Annotated in this window: 17 protein-coding genes; 9 read left to right on the forward strand and 8 right to left on the reverse strand. The window is 42.2% G+C overall.

Features of this window, described 5'->3' with window-relative positions; translation table 11 throughout:
• Positions 1–210: 210 nt before the first annotated feature.
• On the forward strand, positions 211–1,392 hold the full coding sequence (locus L2748_RS06690) for an MFS transporter (protein WP_220780980.1): 1,182 nt from the start codon (positions 211–213) through the stop codon (positions 1,390–1,392).
• 351 nt (positions 1,393–1,743) lie between these two features.
• Here L2748_RS06690 and L2748_RS06695 read toward each other — a convergent pair whose 3' ends face one another.
• Positions 1,744–2,694 carry a LysR substrate-binding domain-containing protein gene (locus tag L2748_RS06695; protein WP_248957672.1) on the reverse strand — a complete coding sequence of 317 codons (951 nt, stop codon included), beginning with the start codon at positions 2,692–2,694 and terminating at the stop codon, positions 1,744–1,746.
• Positions 2,695–3,257: 563 nt separating this feature from the next.
• On the opposite strand from L2748_RS06695, the gene L2748_RS06700 reads away from it, so the two are divergent.
• The 5 genes from L2748_RS06700 (at position 3,258) to L2748_RS06720 (ending at position 8,526) form a co-directional block, all read left to right on the forward strand.
• Positions 3,258–3,869 carry a thiol:disulfide interchange protein DsbA/DsbL gene (locus tag L2748_RS06700; protein WP_220780982.1) on the forward strand — a complete coding sequence of 204 codons (612 nt, stop codon included), beginning with the start codon at positions 3,258–3,260 and terminating at the stop codon, positions 3,867–3,869.
• The gene (locus L2748_RS06705; RefSeq protein ID WP_220780983.1) at positions 3,869–4,483 is read left to right on the forward strand and encodes a disulfide bond formation protein B; all 615 of its coding nucleotides are present in this window, start codon (positions 3,869–3,871) and stop codon (positions 4,481–4,483) included. The genes L2748_RS06700 and L2748_RS06705 overlap by 1 nt, the downstream gene beginning before the upstream one ends.
• Before the next feature lie 24 nt (positions 4,484–4,507).
• Positions 4,508–6,268: an aryl-sulfate sulfotransferase gene (locus L2748_RS06710; RefSeq protein ID WP_220780984.1), complete on the forward strand. Its 1,761-nt coding sequence runs from the start codon at positions 4,508–4,510 to the stop codon at positions 6,266–6,268.
• A 62-nt stretch (positions 6,269–6,330) separates the two neighbouring features.
• Positions 6,331–7,308 carry a porin gene (locus L2748_RS06715; protein ID WP_220780985.1) on the forward strand — a complete coding sequence of 326 codons (978 nt, stop codon included), beginning with the start codon at positions 6,331–6,333 and terminating at the stop codon, positions 7,306–7,308.
• 366 nt (positions 7,309–7,674) lie between these two features.
• Positions 7,675–8,526 carry a TIGR03899 family protein gene (locus L2748_RS06720; protein WP_220780986.1) on the forward strand — a complete coding sequence of 284 codons (852 nt, stop codon included), beginning with the start codon at positions 7,675–7,677 and terminating at the stop codon, positions 8,524–8,526.
• A gap of 79 nt (positions 8,527–8,605) precedes the next feature.
• Here the strand turns inward: L2748_RS06720 and cysC are convergent, their stop codons facing one another.
• The 5 genes from cysC to cobA form a co-directional block, all read right to left on the reverse strand.
• On the reverse strand, positions 8,606–9,223 hold the full coding sequence (gene cysC, locus L2748_RS06725) for an adenylyl-sulfate kinase (RefSeq protein WP_220780987.1): 618 nt from the start codon (positions 9,221–9,223) through the stop codon (positions 8,606–8,608).
• Between the two features lie 106 nt (positions 9,224–9,329).
• Positions 9,330–11,054 carry an SLC13 family permease gene (locus tag L2748_RS06730; protein WP_220780988.1) on the reverse strand — a complete coding sequence of 575 codons (1,725 nt, stop codon included), beginning with the start codon at positions 11,052–11,054 and terminating at the stop codon, positions 9,330–9,332.
• Between the two features lie 2 nt (positions 11,055–11,056).
• Positions 11,057–12,496: a sulfate adenylyltransferase subunit CysN gene (gene cysN, locus L2748_RS06735; RefSeq protein ID WP_220780989.1), complete on the reverse strand. Its 1,440-nt coding sequence runs from the start codon at positions 12,494–12,496 to the stop codon at positions 11,057–11,059.
• Positions 12,497–12,537: 41 nt separating this feature from the next.
• Positions 12,538–13,446 (reverse strand): sulfate adenylyltransferase subunit CysD, encoded by a 909-nt coding sequence (gene cysD, locus L2748_RS06740; protein ID WP_220780990.1) that lies wholly within the window; start codon positions 13,444–13,446, stop codon positions 12,538–12,540.
• Between the two features lie 26 nt (positions 13,447–13,472).
• Positions 13,473–14,288, reverse strand: a complete 816-nt coding sequence (gene cobA, locus L2748_RS06745; RefSeq protein WP_220780991.1) for a uroporphyrinogen-III C-methyltransferase — start codon at positions 14,286–14,288, stop codon at positions 13,473–13,475.
• 418 nt (positions 14,289–14,706) lie between these two features.
• Between cobA and L2748_RS06750 the strand changes: the two genes are divergently transcribed.
• From L2748_RS06750 to L2748_RS06760, 3 genes are all read left to right on the forward strand, one after another.
• Complete coding sequence (locus L2748_RS06750; RefSeq protein WP_220780992.1) at positions 14,707–15,642, forward strand: phospholipase A; 936 nt, start codon at positions 14,707–14,709, stop codon at positions 15,640–15,642.
• 114 nt (positions 15,643–15,756) lie between these two features.
• The gene (locus L2748_RS06755) at positions 15,757–17,247 is read left to right on the forward strand and encodes a S41 family peptidase (protein WP_220780993.1); all 1,491 of its coding nucleotides are present in this window, start codon (positions 15,757–15,759) and stop codon (positions 17,245–17,247) included.
• Between the two features lie 93 nt (positions 17,248–17,340).
• Positions 17,341–18,201 carry a PA4780 family RIO1-like protein kinase gene (locus tag L2748_RS06760; RefSeq protein ID WP_220780994.1) on the forward strand — a complete coding sequence of 287 codons (861 nt, stop codon included), beginning with the start codon at positions 17,341–17,343 and terminating at the stop codon, positions 18,199–18,201.
• Between the two features lie 97 nt (positions 18,202–18,298).
• Here L2748_RS06760 and L2748_RS06765 read toward each other — a convergent pair whose 3' ends face one another.
• Positions 18,299–18,871: a peroxiredoxin family protein gene (locus L2748_RS06765; RefSeq protein ID WP_220780995.1), complete on the reverse strand. Its 573-nt coding sequence runs from the start codon at positions 18,869–18,871 to the stop codon at positions 18,299–18,301.
• Between the two features lie 130 nt (positions 18,872–19,001).
• A complete protein-coding gene (locus L2748_RS06770) occupies positions 19,002–19,424 on the reverse strand; it encodes a DUF3010 family protein (RefSeq protein ID WP_220780996.1) in 423 nt (140 codons plus the stop codon).
• Positions 19,425–19,497 lie beyond the last annotated feature (73 nt).

The following is a 19,497-nucleotide window of genomic DNA, read 5'->3' on the forward strand; positions in this document are numbered from 1 at the left end:
GCAATATTTCAAACCGTGAGGGTCTTTCTATTTAGCTTATAAAAAGGGGAATCAAACAACTGGTGCGCAAATTGTTACTATTGCCACCCGCTTCTTTGCGACTCAGGTCTAATAATAAAAGACCATCATGTATACTGCTATTTCGCCTAAATCACTAAGAAAAAGCAGCACTGAAATCAACCGGTTTACAAGTGACTGATAGGACCTCCAATGAGAAACGATCCTCAAAAACTACTCCTATGGATGACTTTCATCATGTCACTAGTGTTTGCTGTATGGCAGGCATTATTAAATAACTTTGTCATTGAACGAGCACAATTTACCGGTGCAGAAATTGGCATTTTACAAAGCTTGCGTGAGGTTCCAGGCTTTCTTGCTTTTACTGCTATTTTTGTTTTATTACTGATCCGGGAACAAGCCTTTGCTTTATTGTCGCTGGCCGTACTGTGTATCGGAGTCGCAATTACCGGATTTTTCCCACAAGTTCTGGGCTTATATATCACCACGGTGTTGATGTCCGTCGGATTTCATTACTTTGAAACCGTTAACCAATCTCTTACCTTACAGTGGGTCGACAAACAAGAAGCGGCAGCATTTATGGGCAAGGCTTTAGCTTGGCGCAGCGCTGCCGCCCTTGGTGGCTACGCCAGTATTTGGTTAATTATGAGCAGGCTAAAACTAGATTATCAATGGATGTACGCCATTATCGGCAGCCTAGGCTTATTAATGGTGATCACCATCAGCTATTACTTTCCTAATTTTAACCAAGGTGAAATGCAGCATAAAAAGCTCATCGTTAAAAAGCGCTATTGGCTTTATTACCTACTGACTTTCTTTTCTGGCGCAAGACGGCAAATATTCATGGTATTTGCAGGGTTCATGATGGTTGAAAAGTTCGGCTATAGTGTCACTCAAATTACTTCCCTGTTTTTAATAAATTATGTGGTGAACCTGTTATTTGCTCCTGCAATCGGTCGTTTTATTGGACGTATTGGAGAGCGGAATGCATTAACTATTGAGTATATAGGACTTACCGCGGTATTTATTAGCTATGCTCTCGTTGAGCAAGCCGAATTTGCAGCAGCGCTATACGTGATAGATCATTTGCTCTTTGGCATGGCGATAGCAATGAAAACCTATTTTCAGAAGATTGCCGACCCAAAAGACATTGCCGCAACCATGTCGGTTAGCTTTACCATTAACCACATTGCAGCAGTGGTGATCCCTGCACTATTGGGCCTGCTATGGTTAAGCTCGCCACAAATGGTGTTTTATATCGGAGCAGGATTTGCAGTTTGCTCATTGGTGTTAGCATTAAATGTACCGCGCCACCCAAAGCAAGGCGAAGAAGTAGCCTATTTTGGTAAAGTAAATCAAGATTCTACGAGTTGATTTCGGTCAAGATTAGTCGGATTGGAATACGAGTTTACACTTGCTAGTATTAATATCTGCTGGCAAGCGTATACTATCAAGAATTAACAATTAAGGCCGATAGTCATTTAATATAAATTTATTTAAAACTTAAAAACTCACCAATTTAAACAATGTAATCATTAATTACCTACCCAACACTTCCTATTTAGCCATTCTCAACAATAACATCATATAAATTACAAAGTAACTACATATAAAAACTTCAATAACGAAATACAATTTTATCATCATTTATGAGCTTCCCTACCCAGCTTAACAACATCCTAATATTATTAGGAAACTCCAATATGACCTCCCCTTTCCAACCAACTATTTCTCTTTCCAATGATGACTACATTCCCCCATTAGTTTAATAACTTCGCTTTTCAACACATCTCTAAGCCATTTATTGAACAATGTATTACCTCTACTCCGAGAGTAGATACTATAGTAATTTAAATGAGTATCTAACTCTCTTGGTGCCTTAATTAGCTTAATTGAATCTCCCTGTGCCATTAACCCCGCAGCTGAAGAATAACAAAGGCTATTACTTGATTTTAGTATTGAAACAATAGCAGGAAGGTAAGCTATTTTAGCTGTGATATTGGGGGTAATGCCTTTATCTCTGCATGCCAATTCAATTAATGAAGAACCATACTCATTCCAGCAAGGAATGCTTTGTAAAATTATAGGATAATTACACATATCAATAAGTGTAATTTCATTTTTGCTTTTTAAAATAGGGTGGTTATATCGGCATGCAAGCATTCTTAATGAAGGACAAATTAATTCACTTTTCACATAATCAGAATCAAGTGACTGCACCGTTAAAGCAATATCAATCTTTTCTTTGCGAATCATGTCTAAAGTATTTTCATTCCAAACACTTATACTCAGTTGAACATGAGGACACTCTATCGCTAATCTATGATAAAGAATAGGTATCAAACTCACTGCTATAGGTTCTAAAACTGCAATACTCACCTGACCTTGATATATTGATGGAGTAAAGTCTGGTGTAATATTGTAGAGACTCTCCATACTCAGTAAGGTCTCTGGTAGTTTCTTATAAATTTCTGTCGCTCGCTCACTGGCTAGCAAACCAGTTTTACAGCGTATAAATAAAGGATCGTTAAATATTTCTCTTAGTCGCTTCAACTCATAGCTTACTTTTGACTGAGACTCCTGGAGAAGCTTTGCAGTATTAAGAATTGATAATTCTTCATACAACAGTTTAAATATCTTTAAAGTACCGTATTTCATTTCATTTAGATCGTTCACTAGCCCTCCCTAGAACGCAAGAACAAAACAAGTTCAAGCAAAAAACAATTCACTACTACATCTAAAAATCAAATATAACACGATCGATTTTAAATATTGCATTTCGAATCTAAATTTGCGACCAAAACTTTACAATCACAAAAACATTGAACAACAACACATACTTTATGACAAATTCAAAATATCTAGGTATAAAAACTAATTTTTGATTTTTACATTACCAAACAATACGCCAATCATAATAATTAACACTGGAATTTATCACCACATAATTGAGTGATCCTTGTCACAACAAGACTCCTTATATGTAATTAATTTATTAAGTGAAAACGGAGTAACTTAAGAAACTTTAATGATGATGTGTTTTTTATTAGCAGAACGACTCACACAAAAGAATAGTAACGTAGAAATGCATATCGAGACTACATCACCAAAAAAGACTGTGTATCGCTCAACCGATATTCGTCCTTAATAAGCTTTCGCTCAATAACCTAAACATTAAATCAAGTATAGCTCTCACTTATTTAGCTCTATATCCAATACTTAAAGAGAAGATCAACATTATGAAAAAATCACTCACATGTATCGCTGCTGCCCTATTTTTATCATTCAGCGCTCAAGCAGCAACAGAAGGCGTTGAGTATCAAGTATTACCAGCATCAGCTCAGTTTGATGCCCCGAATACCGTTACTAAAATCTACTCGATTAACTGCCCTTTCTGCTTTAAGTATGAAAAAGCAGGGATCCCGAATGACAAGATTCTCCCAGCTGGTAGCAAGCTTGAACAATACCATATTTCCCCTAAGCCACCTTTCGGTATGGAGAAGTCGACAGCACTCGCTATCGCCAAAGAAATCAAAGGCGACAAAGTATTTAAACAGGTTAAAGCTGAATACTACAACCAGTACCACGTTAAGAAAGTTAAGTTTAAATCATCGGATGCGACCATTAACTTCGCATTAGACGATTTAAATATGACTCGTGCAGAGTTTGATAAACATGCTGAAAATCCTAAAGTTAAAGCATTAATCGCTGAGTGGGATAAAGGTGTTGCCGTAGCTAATATCCAAGGTGTTCCCGCTATTACTGTTAATGGTAAATACCTCATCAACACCAAGTCTATTAAGTCTATGAACATGCTTAAAGACCTTATCGCTGAATTGAGCGCTAAGTAATGAGCGCTATTAAAGACTTTTGGGAGGGCTTTAAGTCCGACCCTATGAATGGCTTAGTAACAATGCAAAGCCAACGCCCTATTTGGGCGGTGATGATTGGTGGAGCGATGTTCGCCATCCTTTCTGCAATCTTGTACTTCCAGCTATTTATGGCAATGGACCCATGCGAATTATGCGTTTATATCCGCTTTAGCCAGTGCTGTATTGTTATTGCTGGACTTATCATTTTAATTGACCCACGTAACCATATCCTGAAAGGCCTAGGCCTACTGTTAGCTTGGTACGGTGTGATTCAAGGCTTCATGTGGTCATACGAACTAATGGGTATTCACAATGCAGCTCACATGGTTGTAGACGAGTCGATGGACTTTTTTGCCGCCGCTGGCGATGCAGCGGGAGCCGCCTGCTCCACTGAGCCAAGATTCCCTCTAAACCTGCCTTTAGATGAGTGGCTACCATTTGAGTTCATGCCTACTGGTGGTTGTGGTGAAGATGATTGGACTTTCCTAGGTGGCGGTATGGCCCATTGGTGCATGGTTATCTATTCAGTATTTGGTTTAGCGGCTGCGCCTTTAACAGCAGCTTGGTTAGTACAGTTGTTTAAAAGAAAGTAATAATAATTCGGAGATTTACAACTAATGAAACTTACAAAAATTGCGTTTGCCCTTGCTGTGATCGTATCAGCACCAACCATGGCTGCTAAATTTAACGCCATATCAGCCCCAGCAGCACAAGGTCAATTAGGCTCTGTAGTGGTTAACCCTTATGGCACATCACCACAAACAGCAATCGTTGACTTAGGCGGTTACGAAGTTAATTCGGCTAAGGTTGTTGTTCATGGTAAAGGTAAAGATGGTGTTGATATCGAGTATGATGTAAGCCGTGAAACTATCCTAGATCATAACGGTATTCCGGTATTTGGCCTATACGCAAACTTCGACAACAAAGTCACTCTTACTTATAAGAAGAATGGTAAGCATGTAGTTGAAGATTATTCAATCTACACTCAACCAAGAACCGGCGGTGCATCAGTTAACGGTATGAAGCTTAACTTTCCAGAAGTTACGCCAATCAAGGTTGATGAAGAATTTAAAGACCGTCTATATCTAATCAACTACATCATGCCAGTTGAAGGCTCTACAGCTGTAACTTGGGCGGGTGGTATGGGCGCTCTTGAGTGGGATCGTCACCCTGTTACATTCATCACCGATACTCAAGGTGAAACACGTTGGTCTTTAGATGTGTCTGATATCCACGATGTTAAGCACTTAGACAAGCGCGGTATCGTGATGGGTATACATCAGATGGACAACGGCGACATCATCTTCGGTCAAGGAATGAAAATATTCCGTATGACAATGATGGGTGAAACTGTTTTTGAATGGAACTTACCGCGCGGCTACCAAGATTTCTCTCATGACATGCAATTGATGGAAAATGGCAACTACCTCGTTCGTGCAGCTAAGACCAGCTACCTACGTGAAGATGGTAAGCGCGTTCACACAGTACGTGACCAGATCCTTGAAATTGACCCAACTGGTAAGCTTGTTGAAGTTTGGGACTTGAACAAGATTCTAGATAACATGCGTGATGCACATCTTGTAGCCTTAGATGCTGGCGCAGTTTGCCTAAACATTGACGATGAAAAAATGGGGCAAAAGGCGAAGATTGAGCCTGACGCTCCTTACGGTGATATCCCAGGTGTTGGTGCTGGACGTAACTGGGCACACGTAAACAGCGTTGAATATGATCCTGCTGATGACTCTATCATCTTATCTCTACGTCACCAAGGCAACGTGAAGATTGGTCGAGATAAAGAAGTTAAGTGGATTCTTTCTCCACGTGAGGGCTGGACAGGCGACCTAGCCAAGAAGGTGCTCCAGCCCGTAGATAGCAACGGTGATGAAATCCAGTGTACTGAAAAAGGTTTATGTGAAGACCCAAGCAAGTTTGACTTTACATATACACAGCACACGACTTGGTTAACCGGTAAAGAAGAGGGAGATGACGAAGTCTCTATCGTTTCATTCGACAACGGTGATGGTCGTTTCTACGAGCAACCAGCTTTCCCAACAGACAAGTATTCTCGCGGTGTTGAGTTCCTAATCAACGAAGATGATATGACCGTTGAACAGCGTTGGCAGTATGGCCAAGAGCGTGGCTTCGAGTGGTATTCTGTTGTGACTTCTAACATTAGCTACGAGAAAGACCGCGACACAATGTTCATGTATTCAGCTAACACTAAAATGTCTGATCCTAAAGAACTTACCGTTGGTATCCTAAACGAAGTTAAAGATGGTACTCATGACGTTAAAGTCGAACTACACGTAACATCACCAATGCCACGCAGTACAGGCTACCGCGCAGTGATTATCGACCCGAACAAAACAATCAAGTAATCAGTAATAGCCTAAGCCACCTTAAAAAGTAGGGTGGCTTTTTCTTTTATAGAGTATTAAAAATGAAAATTAAGTATTTAGCTCTTTCTATTCTGCTTGCCTCTACTGGCGCTCAGGCTGCTACTGTCAGTAATACCGTATACGGTAAAGCTCAAGGTCAATTAAGTTGGCAAGACGGTAAAGACTTCCAAACACAAGCCCAGCTCGTTGCCATTGGTAATAAAGGGGTTTATAAAACAGATGACTTTAAAATTATCTATGAAGCAGAGGTGCAATACTCTGATAACTTCGCTAAACGCGGCCTAGATGATTTCGAGCTAAACACAGCACGTATAATTTTTGCGAGTAAATTTGGTGCCGCTATCGTTGGTCATGGTTACTCTGGTGTTTATAGTGATGTTTATAAGCGTGTAGACATTCACCAATCAAACAACGCTGAACTCTCTAGCCGTAATAAGATGTTATGGGAACAGGCCACTTACGCCAAAAACATTTTAGCTTATGCGACACCGTCACTGGCTGTAGGTAAAGGTAAGCTAAAGCTTGTAGGCTCGGTTATTACACCTAAGGAGGACAACGGTAGCAATGACGATGTAATTTCAGCCCGTCTTGTTTATAACTCAGCTAACTTCAATGCGGCCATTGGCTACGTTCAGGTAGATAAAAAATTCCCAGCTAATAAAGCTGATGATGACTACAAACGCTACTCTATTGGTGCTGATTATAAGTTCAGTAGTTTAACACTTGCTAGCATGGTAGAAGTTAACGAAGACTCATTTAACAAGTCTGAGAATACTTATGTTGGCGCAGTTAAGTATCAATATTCCTCTGTTGACTTTGGCGTGTCATATCAGCATAAGACTTACCAAGATACGACAGATAATGCCGATCAGTCTTTATTAATAGCAAGTGTTAATTATAACTATGATGAAAACTTATCTTTCTTTGTTGAGGGGGCATTCTACGGAGAAGAACCTGCACTGTTTAAAGATACTTATTCAGAAGACGCTATAAATATTGGCATTAAGTTTAAAATCTAATTTACAGCTTAATAAGCAATACTGAATCTTCCTGCAGACACAAGATAATCCCTACCCGTATTCTGGTGGGGATTTTTTTACAGTGTAAGTGCAAGTGTATGTATATTTTCCAGCATTTATTCACCTATCTAAATTGAGCTAATTAAATGGCCAAATTTAATGTATCACTACTCTATTACAGTTAGGCATCACTTTTATCTAAGCCCTCATTTGCTAGGTTCTTTTAGAGAACATTGCTACCTGCCTAGCATCAATAATTAGCAATTAAGGCCGATAACTAGAATAATAACCCTTATTTAACTGTTCAAAAGTCAATAAAATGGGTTTAATAAACAGTAATAACCTTTGATAATGGCGAATGTCTTCATGGTTGAAACAGCAACAGATAGTGCGGTCGCGCATGCGACAAAAGACAATAACAAAGCCACTGATGCATCAGCCCGGAAAAAAGCATTACTGCTTGGGCGAATGCTAGGGTTAGCGAGTGAAGATGACTACCGTGCGAGCAATGCATCCATTGCTGAGCGGGCGAGTTTTCGCGCGCAAAAACTTGCGTGCCAATATCAAGAGAACTTAGAAACCATATATAAAATTGCCATTAGCCATACACCGTCAGATGTTACCGGCGTCGATCTTGATCCGGACTGGGCGCATCAATTTTTTCAGCTAGCAGAACAAATTCATAACCGCAAAATGCAAGAGCTATGGGGACGGATTTTAGCTCATGAAATCACCTCGCCGGGCAATTTTAGCTTACGTACCTTAAGCACGCTGAAACAGTTAACTCACAAAGAAGCGCAGATACTAGAAAAAGCACTGAGTATCTCGGTTCTGGTTAACAACGAAACCCGCTTAAAACTGATTATTGGCTGTAAACATACTGGTGGCATTGGACAAATATTTAAGAAAGCTGCTGCCAGAAACATAGGTTTATCGCAATTCGGCTTACCCTACTCCAACATACTGACTTTAGTTGAAGCGGGGGTTTTGCACCGTAGTGAACTCGAAACTGGTCTACTTAGCAGTAAAACCCCAATCCACTTTGCCCTTGGTGATACCAAGCTCAAGCTAACGCCCAAAAGCGGGCAGTTGTTTTTTAGCTATTATCGCTTTACCCCAATTGGCGATGAACTAGCGCAGCTTATTCATTTCAATACCGATAAAAGCTATATCAAAGCAATGAAGGCGCTATTTTCACAGGACTTTAAGATTGAATAATCTCGATTTACTGTCAGCCTTTTAACATAAAAATGGGCTGCAAAATGCAGCCCATTTTTTAACGTCTATAAGTCGCCGTCTAAACTACCGCTTTTAGCTTCTCAGAATCAATCACTTGAATCGCCGCTAAATAGTCCAGTAAGGCTCGTACTTGATTAGCCAAATCACCTTTACTGGTATCTATCGTTAATTCGGCTGCAGTAGGCACTTCATAAGGTGCAGAGATCCCAGTAAAATCTTTAATCTCGCCAGCGCGCGCTTTACTGTATAACCCTTTTGGATCACGCGCTTCGCACACTTCAATTGGAGTAGACACATGCACTTCAATAAACTGGCCAGCTTCAAATAATGCTCGCACTCGCTCACGTTCTTCGCGAGTCGGAGAGATAAAGGCAGATAACACCACCAGCCCAGCATCGACCATCAATTTTGCCACTTCACCGACACGGCGTAAATTCTCATCTCGGTCATCCGAGCTAAAGCCAAGATCTTTGCACAAACCATGGCGCACATTGTCGCCATCGAGCAGGTAAGTATGAAAACCAGCATCAAATAGTGCACGCTCCAGTGCGCCTGCTAAGGTCGACTTGCCAGAACCTGAAAGACCTGTAAACCATAACAAAATAGGGTTCTGCCCTTTTTGCTCCGCACGCGATTGCTTATCGATACTATGTTGGTGCCAAACAATATCAGACATAAAAACTCCCAAAATTCTATCTATAAATACAGCGGTAAAATTTGCTAAGTTCAATATTCAAAATATCAATTTCTACTCAATTCAACTTAGCCCTGCCTAGCATTAACTAAAAAGGAAAAAACACCGGAACCAATAACAATACAATCGCAGAATAAAGCAGCGATAACGGCAACCCTACCCTAACAAAATCACTAAATCGGTAATTGCCCGCGTTATACACCATTAAATTCGTTTGGTAACCGTAGGGTGAAATAAAACTCGCACTCGCACCAAAAACAACAGCTAAAATAAATGGTCTAGTATCGACGCCATAACTCATTGCAATTGCATAGGCGACAGGAAAAGACAGCGCTGCGGCGGCGTTATTGGTAATGAGCTCAGTTAACAATAACGTCATTAAATACACAGCGACAAACGCAGCAAACACGCCGTAGCCATTTATTGAGCCAAGAATAAATGTCGCAATATCATCAGCCAGCCCCGTCGATAACATCAAATTAGCTAAACTCAACGCACTGCCAACAATGACCACTAGCTCAAACGGAAAACGCCGCTTAAGCTCTGACAAGCTGACCGCACCAATCGAAATATAGCTCATCAGCAGCAAAATAAGTCCTTTAACCAGCGGTAAAACACCAGTCAAACTTGCCAAAATGGTAATAAGGAAACCACCGAGAACCCATTTACTGCGGCGGGGATCTAGCCTGACACTTAAGTCTAAACCGCTTACTGCGGCAAATTCAGATGCCAACTTAGTATTACGGCTAAAGCTATCACCAGGGGTAATAAGTAATACATCTCCCGCTTGCAGCTCTATATCGCCTAAGCCGCCTTTCAGCGGATGGTGTCCTCGACGAATAGCCAATACTGCACCATCAAATTTCTCTCTAAAAGTCGACTCTTTTAACGAGCGACCAACAAGGCTAGAGCTTGGTGCCAGCACAGCTTCAATCAAGTTTTGACCTTTAGCTTGCTGCTTACCAAACCACTCTAAGCCGTCAAATTGATGTAATAGCTCAACAGACTCTACCGCACCACTAAAGCGCAACACATCTTCGCTTTGTAGCACTAAGTGTGGCGGCACTGGGCAAATACGAATGCCGCTGCGCTCAAGCTCTACAAGGTACAACTTCTTCAGTGCGCGCAAACGGTTATCTTGCACGCTGTGACCAATCAGTAGAGACTCTTTAGCCACTCTCGCTTCAAGTAAGTAAGGCAAAGTCTCATCGGCCGTCTCTTCGCGTCTATCCGGCAGCCAGTTGGCCAATAACACCAATAAGCCCACACCTGACGTGACGATCACTATGCCTATCATCGAGAACTCAAAAAAGCCCAATGGCACAAGGCCAGCGTTTTCAACAAAAGAGTTAACGATTAGGTTAGTTGAGGTGCCAATCAAGGTTAGCGTGCCACCTAAAATCGCCGCATAAGACAGCGGCAATAGTAACTTGGCTGGCGCATGAGCTTGATTACGCCGCACCACACCAATAAGCGACGCCACCACCGCTGTATTATTGGTAAAGGACGATAGTAATGCCGTTGAAAGACCCAACTTCGCCATAGTTGATGCCAATGAGCCACGCCCAACCATTTGGCTTAATTTACCTAATAAAGAGGTTTTTTCCAGTGCCGCTGTCGACATAATTAGCAGCACTAAGGTAACTAAACTGGCGTTGGTAAAGCTTGCAAGCGCAGTTTCCAGCTCTACCATGCCAAGTAAGTAAGTCGTTAATGAAGCGATAAAAAACAAAGCTGCAGGTGTCCATAGCCCCGCCATTAAGGCGGCGACTAAGGCAAATAAAATGCACGATAACACCCACAAATCAGCCATGATTAACGGCTAACCTTACTGATATCAATTGCTTGCCAGTGCGGATACTGCTTACGAATCAGCGCATTGAGTTCTAACTCAAAATCACTGTATTGCTGAGCGTTGCTTTGCTCTCTCGCACTAGATACAGCCATAACGGCAGCAACTGTCGCGTTTGATAAACGATCAATAAGGATCATGCCGCCGGTATCACGCACTAAAGTATATGGGTCAATTGCAATTGACTCATTAAGCTCAAGCGTTACTCGCGCCATATCATTCAAACCAATACTATTGTTTTGATTACGCTCAAGCGTATTTATATCAACAACATACTCAACTTTTGCCACGCTTGCCTGTAGCTTTTTACCGGCCACTTTTAAATCGTAAAGTTGGCCTAGTTGTAATGGCTTTTCATCCATCCAGGCAATGTCAGCCGTCACTTGATTGGCTAGCTCAGGTGCATTTTCTACTTGTGATAGTAAATCGCCTCTTGAAATATCAATCTCATCTTCAAGGGTTAGGGTCACAGCTTGCCCTGCTATCGCTTGCTCAAGATCGCCGTCAAAAGTCACAATACGCGCCACTTTGCTGCGTTTACCTGATGGCAGTGCCACCAACTCGTCACCAACATTAATCACACCCGATGCTAACGTGCCTGAAAAGCCACGAAAATCTAGATCAGGACGCTGAACATATTGCACCGGGAAACGCACAGGTAAACTGGTAAGCTCGCGGCGAGTATCTATGGTTTCTAGCAGGTGTAATAGTGTTCCACCGTCATACCAAGATGTGTGTTCGCTGGTATCAACAATATTGTCGCCTTTAAGTGCTGATAGCGGCACATAATGAATATCCAAATCACCTAACTGCTCGGCAAACTCAGCAAATTCAGCTTGAATGTCATTAAAGACTTTTTCATCAAAGCCAAGTAAATCCATTTTGTTTACCGCTACAACAAAGTGGCGAATACCCAGTTGTGAAGCAATAAAAGCATGGCGACGAGTCTGGGTTTGTACGCCATAACGCGCATCAACTAAAATAACAGCTAAGTCACAAGTTGAAGCTCCGGTTGCCATATTACGCGTGTACTGCTCGTGACCTGGGGTATCGGCAATAATGAATTTACGCTTATCACTTGAGAAGTAACGGTAAGCAACATCAATGGTAATACCTTGCTCACGCTCAGCTTGTAAACCATCAACTAACAGAGCTAAGTCAACTTCTTCACCTGTGGTACCTAGCTTGGCGCTATCACTTTTTAAGCTCGCCAACTGGTCTTCATAAATTTGGGCGCTATCGTGTAATAGACGGCCAATTAAGGTACTTTTACCATCGTCGACACTGCCGCAAGTTAAAAAGCGTAATAAACCTTTGTTCTGCTGCAATGACAGGTACTCTTTTACACCTAAATCTTCAAGTTCTGCCGCCAGTCGAGCGTTATTAGTTACTGCTTGATTCATAATGATCCCTTAGAATTCTTAATCCACACCCTCAACAGGCGTTAGAAATACCCCTGACGTTTTTTAAGTTCCATCGATGCACTTTGGTCTGAATCGATAAGTCGCCCTTGTCGCTCACTTGAACGAGTCAATAACATCTCTTCGATAATCTTTTCGAGCGTGTCAGCTTCTGAATGCATCGCTGCAGTTAATGGGTAACAACCTAGCGTTCTAAAACGTACTAACTCTTGCTTAGGCTGCTCGCCATCAGCAAGCGGTAATCTGTCATCATCAACCATAATCATCATGCCGTCGCGCTCAACCACTGGGCGTTCTTGGGCAAAATACAGTGGCACAAGTTTGATATTTTCTTGATAGATGTACTGCCAAATATCAAGCTCTGTCCAGTTAGATAGCGGAAATACACGAATGCTTTCGCCTTTATTTACGGCGCCATTATAGGTACGCCATAACTCGGGACGTTGATTCTTTGGATCCCATGTATGGTGCTTATCGCGGAATGAATATACGCGTTCTTTAGCACGCGACTTTTCTTCATCGCGGCGTGCGCCACCAAATGCTGCATCAAAGCCATACTTGTTCAATGCTTGCTTAAGCCCTTGAGTCTTCATAATGTCAGTGTGCTTCGCGCTGCCGTGATCAAATGGGTTAATCCCCATTTCTAGACCTTCAGGGTTTTTATGTACTAACAGATCAAAACCAAACTCTTTCGCTTGCTCATCGCGAAACGCGATCATCTCTTTAAACTTCCAATCTGTATCTACATGCAACAAAGGAAATGGAATTTTTCCTGGGTAGAATGCTTTGCGAGCTAGATGAAGCATCACAGAAGAGTCCTTACCGATGGAATACATCATCACAGGATTATCAAATTCAGCCGCCACTTCGCGAATAATTTGAATGCTCTCAGCTTCCAGTTGTTGCAAATGGCTTAACTCTTTTGCGCCCATGCTAGTTCTCCGTGTTCTTCAATCAATTATTTAAGTTGTGCGGCTAACTCAGAATCAATGAGTTGGCTATTATCTGGGGTAAACCAATTTAGACTACCGGCAAGCTCTACAACCTCACCAATAACCATCAAGGCTGGCATCACTAGGTCTGGATGCTTAGCAAGCTCGTCAATGTTATCTAATGTGCCAACAAAGGTTTGCTGATCCGGTGTTGTCGCTTTCGATACGATAGCAACAGGAGTCTGAGCACTTCGCCCAGCCCCCATCAATCCTTGCTTAATCAAATCGGCATTGAGGATCCCCATATACACCACTAAGGTATTATTAGGGTTAGCGTAAGCCTGCCAGTCCATCGGGCGGCTTTCTAGCTTGCAATGCCCAGTAATAAAACTCACCCCTTGAGCATAATCTCTATGAGTTAGCGGGATCCCCGCGTAAGCGGCTGTACCGCTAGCCGCCGTGATGCCTGGGATCACTTCAAACTCAACGCCTGCGGCAACAATCGTTTCAAGCTCTTCACCGCCACGGCCAAAGATAAATGGATCGCCACCTTTTAAGCGCACCACATTTTTTCGGGTGTAAGCTTTGGTCACCAGCAGTTGGTTAATTTCGCTCTGGGCAGCACTGTGCTTACCCGCTCGCTTACCTACTGCAATCTTTTCTGCATGTTTTGGAATAAGCGCGAGGATCTCATCACTGACCAAGGCGTCATAAAGCACAGCATCAGCGCTTTGCAAGATTCTGTGGGCCTTTACTGTAAGTAGATCGACATCACCAGGTCCCGCACCTACCAGCCATACTTTTCCTGTCGCGGCTTGACCGGGTAAAGCTACAATCTCCATAACGCTTCCTCACTCTTATTCGTTAGAGTGAAATATAGCTGCCTGCTTATTCCATAATAAATAGAAAATTATTACCTGTTATAACTTTTTGTTATTTAGCTATTCAATACCAAGAGTGCAAGTGTCAAACAATCCCGCTAAGCAACTGAAATGTATAGCCTTAACGACCACTTAACATATTCGTTTGCCAACAACTGTTATCCGCATTGTGTTTTTTGCACTAAGTTATGGCATTTCAATCTAGTCAAATAGTCAGTGTGATAAAGCTCAAAGCCACCAAAATTGGCATTCTGGTTACATAGAGCCAAACAGCCATTGTTACTAAGTTGCGTAATCACTGTTAAAGCACTTAGTTGCTAGGTAGAATCTTTCTCAAACAATAAAAGCTTCAAATTATGTAACCATTTCAGGGAATGTTATGAATAAATTAGCTGCACTCTTATCTGTAGTAGGCTTAAGCTGCGCATTTAACCTGCAAGCTCAAACTAAACCAGCCCCAACCGAGACCGAAATAGAAGTTATCCCTAAAAAACAGCAGTCTTTGGTGGATGAACGGATCTCTGATGAAAAAGCCACTGGCGATCTTCCCTATGTCATCACGCCACATAAAGTAAATTACATTCTACCAGTGACTTACAGTAAATCGCCTAATATGGCGCCTTTTGAGCAACAACAAGAGGAGCAACCATTTACGTTAGATAATATGGAAGCAAAGTTTCAAATCAGCTTTAAATTCCCACTTTGGCATAACGTTTTTGGCGACAACGGCCACCTATTTGCAGCTTATACCAATCAGTCTTATTGGCAGGTTTACAACAAAGACATCTCCTCTCCTTTTCGAGAAACCAACCATGAACCAGAGATATTTATGGTGTTCACTAACGATTGGCAACTGGGGCCATTAACCAACTCTTTTTGGGGCCTAGGTGCTGTGCACCAATCTAACGGTCAGTCTGGTTCGCGCTCTCGCAGTTGGAATAGACTGTACGGCATGATGGTATTTGATAATGGCCCGTTCGCATTAGAGGCTAAAGCCTGGTGGCGTATTCCTGAAGATGAAAAAGAAACACCAGAATCTCCACGTGGGGACGATAATCCAGACATTACTGATTACATGGGCAATATTGAGTTCACCGGCGTATATGGCTTAGACGAGCATAGATTTACATTAATGCTGCGTAACTATATTCAAAAGCCCAACTATGGTGCAGTTGAGTTTACTTGGAGCTACCCGATTTTAGGTAACTTAAGAGTGTATACCCAATACTTTAATGGCTACGGTGAAAGTTTAATCGACTACAATGTACATAACCAACGAATAGGTATCGGGGTTTCAATTAACGATATTCTGTAGTCAGCAGTTATCGTCAGTTTGTAATAATCATTTTAGCGCAGCCAAAAAGCTCGATACCAAAACACATCTAAAGCAAGCTTAAGCTAGACCAAGCTTACGTTATAAGGATGGTTTATGATTTTGAGTTTTAGGGGCGCGATTGCTACTTTTGCAATACTCATTTTGGTGAGTATTGCTCAATTAGCCTATCTTTCCTTTTACCCTCATAGCTATAGCTCACAGTTAAATCGCGAACAATATCAGCAAGACATTCAGTACTTTATTGATGCTATTAAGCAGCATTCCGCTTTTGCGGTGCTAAATCCGCAAAATTTACAGCAACTAGAGACGGCCAGCCAGCAACTTGCTGGCTCAGCCAATAAGCGTCATTCAGCTGCGCAACTAGAGCAGCAATTACAGCTAATAGCCAGTCGACTCAATGACCCTGCAGCCAGCGTATACCTACCTATAAGCACGCAAAGCTCACTTCAAGAACTGCCATTAACATTACGCTTTGACGGCCAACATTGGCATGGCTTTACGACCAATACTCTGTCCATTAGCGAGGAGCTACCTTATTTAACCCATATAGATGGCATTCCTATGGGGCGCTGGGTGAAGGCAAGCCAAGCGTACCTTGCTGATCCTCTGAAACTATCCCCTCAAGCCCAAGCTAGTGGGCTAACTCAGATAGTAAGGCTGCGTCAAGATATAGGCCTAGCAGCCAAGGACAATGTAACCGTCACTTTTAGTAATGGCGAAGTTAGCAAGCAAGTCACCTTGCCGTTAACCGTATCAACAGCAGGTGACGCTACCGACTTAGCCTCAACCTTGATCAAGAATACCCCGCCAAACCAAGCCTTAGTGCGCCTTGATGACCAAATCGACGAAACAACAATAGCGCGACTTTCTCTGTTATTGGCTGCGCGCACAAAGCAAAATAAAATTTCAGCCACTATGCCTCTAGCATTAGATATCCGCGCGATCAAACAAGCTCAACCAGCCTTAATGAATTGGCTACAAACTCATTTTGCTGCGCAGCAAGGTCGAACCATCGGGGTGTTACGCTACAAACGCTACCCCACATCAAGAGCCGACCATATTGCCAAAGATTACATGCCGTTAAAGCAATTAAGCTTTTTTGAGCAAACTCAACTTACAGATAAAGGTTTTGAAAACCACCTCAATCAAAACCTCGCATTAAGCGACTATTTAGTGCGTCAACACAATAGCGCCCAAGTCGTTATCCAGCCAAAAGCCTCAACTAAACCCAAGCTTACACTGCTCGTTGATTCAAGCTGCGAGCAAGAGTGTGAATGGCTAGCGTTAGCCTCACAACAATGGCCAGAGGTTGAACTTATTGGAGAAAAAACCCGTGGCAGCCTAAGCCCGCGTTACCAAACAACACTGCCTAATAGCGGGATAAGATTGCAATTTAGCCAAGGTGTTATCTACGACCCTAATGGCCAACTCATATCAGGAATAGGTCTGGCTCCCGCCATGCAAATTAATCAACTCGCCTTCGAAAACCATCGCGTTACCGAGCTAATTGCTGCGCAAAAGTTAATTCGTTCTCTTGCCCCGTTAAAAGGCACTGTTGCCAATGCTAACGCTGAAAAACGCTAGTTCTTACTCATAGCAACCAGCTAAATGTGATTTTTTTCAGCGATAATAATCCTATCCATTCCATCGCCGGGCTAACTAAGGTATAAGAGCGCTATGAAAACCCCAAAACGACTCCAACCTCTGGTTGATGAAGGACTAATTGACGAAGTGATTCGTCCATTAATGAGCGGCAAAGAGGCCGATGTATACATAGTTAGATGTGGCGACGATGTGCGCTGCGCAAAAATTTATAAAGAGGCGGATAAACGCAGCTTTAAGAAAGCCGTTGAATATCGTGAGGGTCGTAAAAGCCGCAACTCTCGCCGAACAAGGGCGATGGAGAAAGGCTCAAATTACGGCCGTCAGGAACAAGAACAAGCCTGGCAAAGCGCCGAAGTGGATGCACTGTTTAAACTAGCTTATGCCGGAGTTAGAGTTCCTACCCCTTATGGGTGTTTCGATGGCGTATTACTGATGGAGCTTATCACCGATGAAGCCGGTTACGTTGCACCGCGACTTAACGATGTCACGTTAACAGCTGAAATGGCGACAGCCCATCATGCTTTAGTAATGAAAGACGTTAAGCGTATGCTATGTGCAGGCCTTATCCACGGCGATTTATCAGAGTTTAACGTGCTATTGGACCATACAGGCCCAGTGATTATTGATTTACCTCAAGCAGTTGACGCTGCGGCAAACAATAATGCCAAGCGCATGTTGCTGCGCGATGTTAATAATATGACCCAATATTATGGTCAATTTGCACCAGCACTGCTGAACACTAAATATGCTCAAGAGATGTGGCTTAAGTTTGAATCAGGAACATTAACCCCTGATACAGAATTAACAGGCGAGTTTATTGAAAGTGAGCAAAGCGCAGATATCGATGCAGTGTTAGCTGAAATCCAAGCTGCATTTGAAGAAGATCAAGAACGTAAAGCCCGTATTCAAGGCGAAACAGAAGACGAGTATTAGTCGGAAAAAGAGAAACGAATACCCATCAGTAGAAAGCCCCGCAATAGCAATATTGCGGGGCTTTTCAATGTGAACGACAAGCAATGAACTTGAAAACTTATTCTACTTGAGCAGTTTCACTGTGGTTTGCAGGCGAATCCTGCTTAGCTTTCTCTACATTGAGCTCTGCCAGAGTGGCAGCAATATCTTCAGCCGCCGTCTTGGCATTAATATCTTCATCTATCTTTAAGATCTTGCCGTCTTTACCAATATAAAAAGTCACTCGACTGGCAACACGGACTAAGTTCAGTACATCATAAGCTTTGGCTGTTTCCTTGCTCGGATCACTAAGCATAGGAAAGTCTGCTTTTTGCTCGCGCGCAAAGGCCTGATTGTCTTCTAAGTCATCCACACTTGCCATCATGTAAACGGCATTGTACTCGCGAATAAGGTGACCTTTTTCTACCAAAGATTTACATTCCAAAGTACAGCCTCGGGTATTCGCCATTGGATACCAGGCCAATACAAGATTTTGCTTACCTTTGTAATCACTCAACTGGTAAAAATGCCCATCGGTTGCTTGCAACTTAAAGTCAGGCGCTACATCGCCGACTTTTAAATCTGTCGCAGCCGCTGTAAGTGGCAATAATAGCAGTACCATAAAACCTAGTTTTGAAAGCTGTTTAATCATTGTTTTGTCGCCTTATCAAATTATTATTAGACTATTAAAGTTAAGCAAATAAAGCCAAGCAAAAAATTACTTGTTTACACATACGATTTAGCGCCGGAAAAGATCAATACAATCGGCATAAACTCATCTTCTACACTAAACATTCAAACGCTAAATCATAAGCTTTACCAAGATCGACCGTCTTAGGTTTATCAATCTTAAGTTCTGCACAACGTTTATCTGTCGCCCTTAATGTTGCCGGATGCACAAACTCAATTTCTGTTGCAACAGAAGCTAAAATCGCCCCCTCCATTAAAAAAGTGCCCGCACCACCAGCGCCTTGTCCTGTGGTTGCTCGACGGTTTAACACCACCTTTGTCACTTTATGCTGGTTAATATAGCTCTGCAGCTGCTCAACAAAACAGCTAACTTCAGACTGGCTTGGATTTTTCACTAAAGTAAACTTATTCGCCTTAGGTGCAATAAGCTGATGAGAATCTCGAATACCTGCTAACGTCACTACTCTAACTTCGTTTGCTTTTAAAAATACGCCACAAACAACTTGCTCACTCATCTTCACTCTGCCTTTTTCTGACCCTACTACCAATCAAGAGCGCAGCTTTGCGTCTTAAAATAAAACGCCAACC

Source organism: Shewanella sairae (assembly GCF_023283535.1).
In the GTDB taxonomy this organism is placed as follows: domain Bacteria; phylum Pseudomonadota; class Gammaproteobacteria; order Enterobacterales; family Shewanellaceae; genus Shewanella; species Shewanella sairae.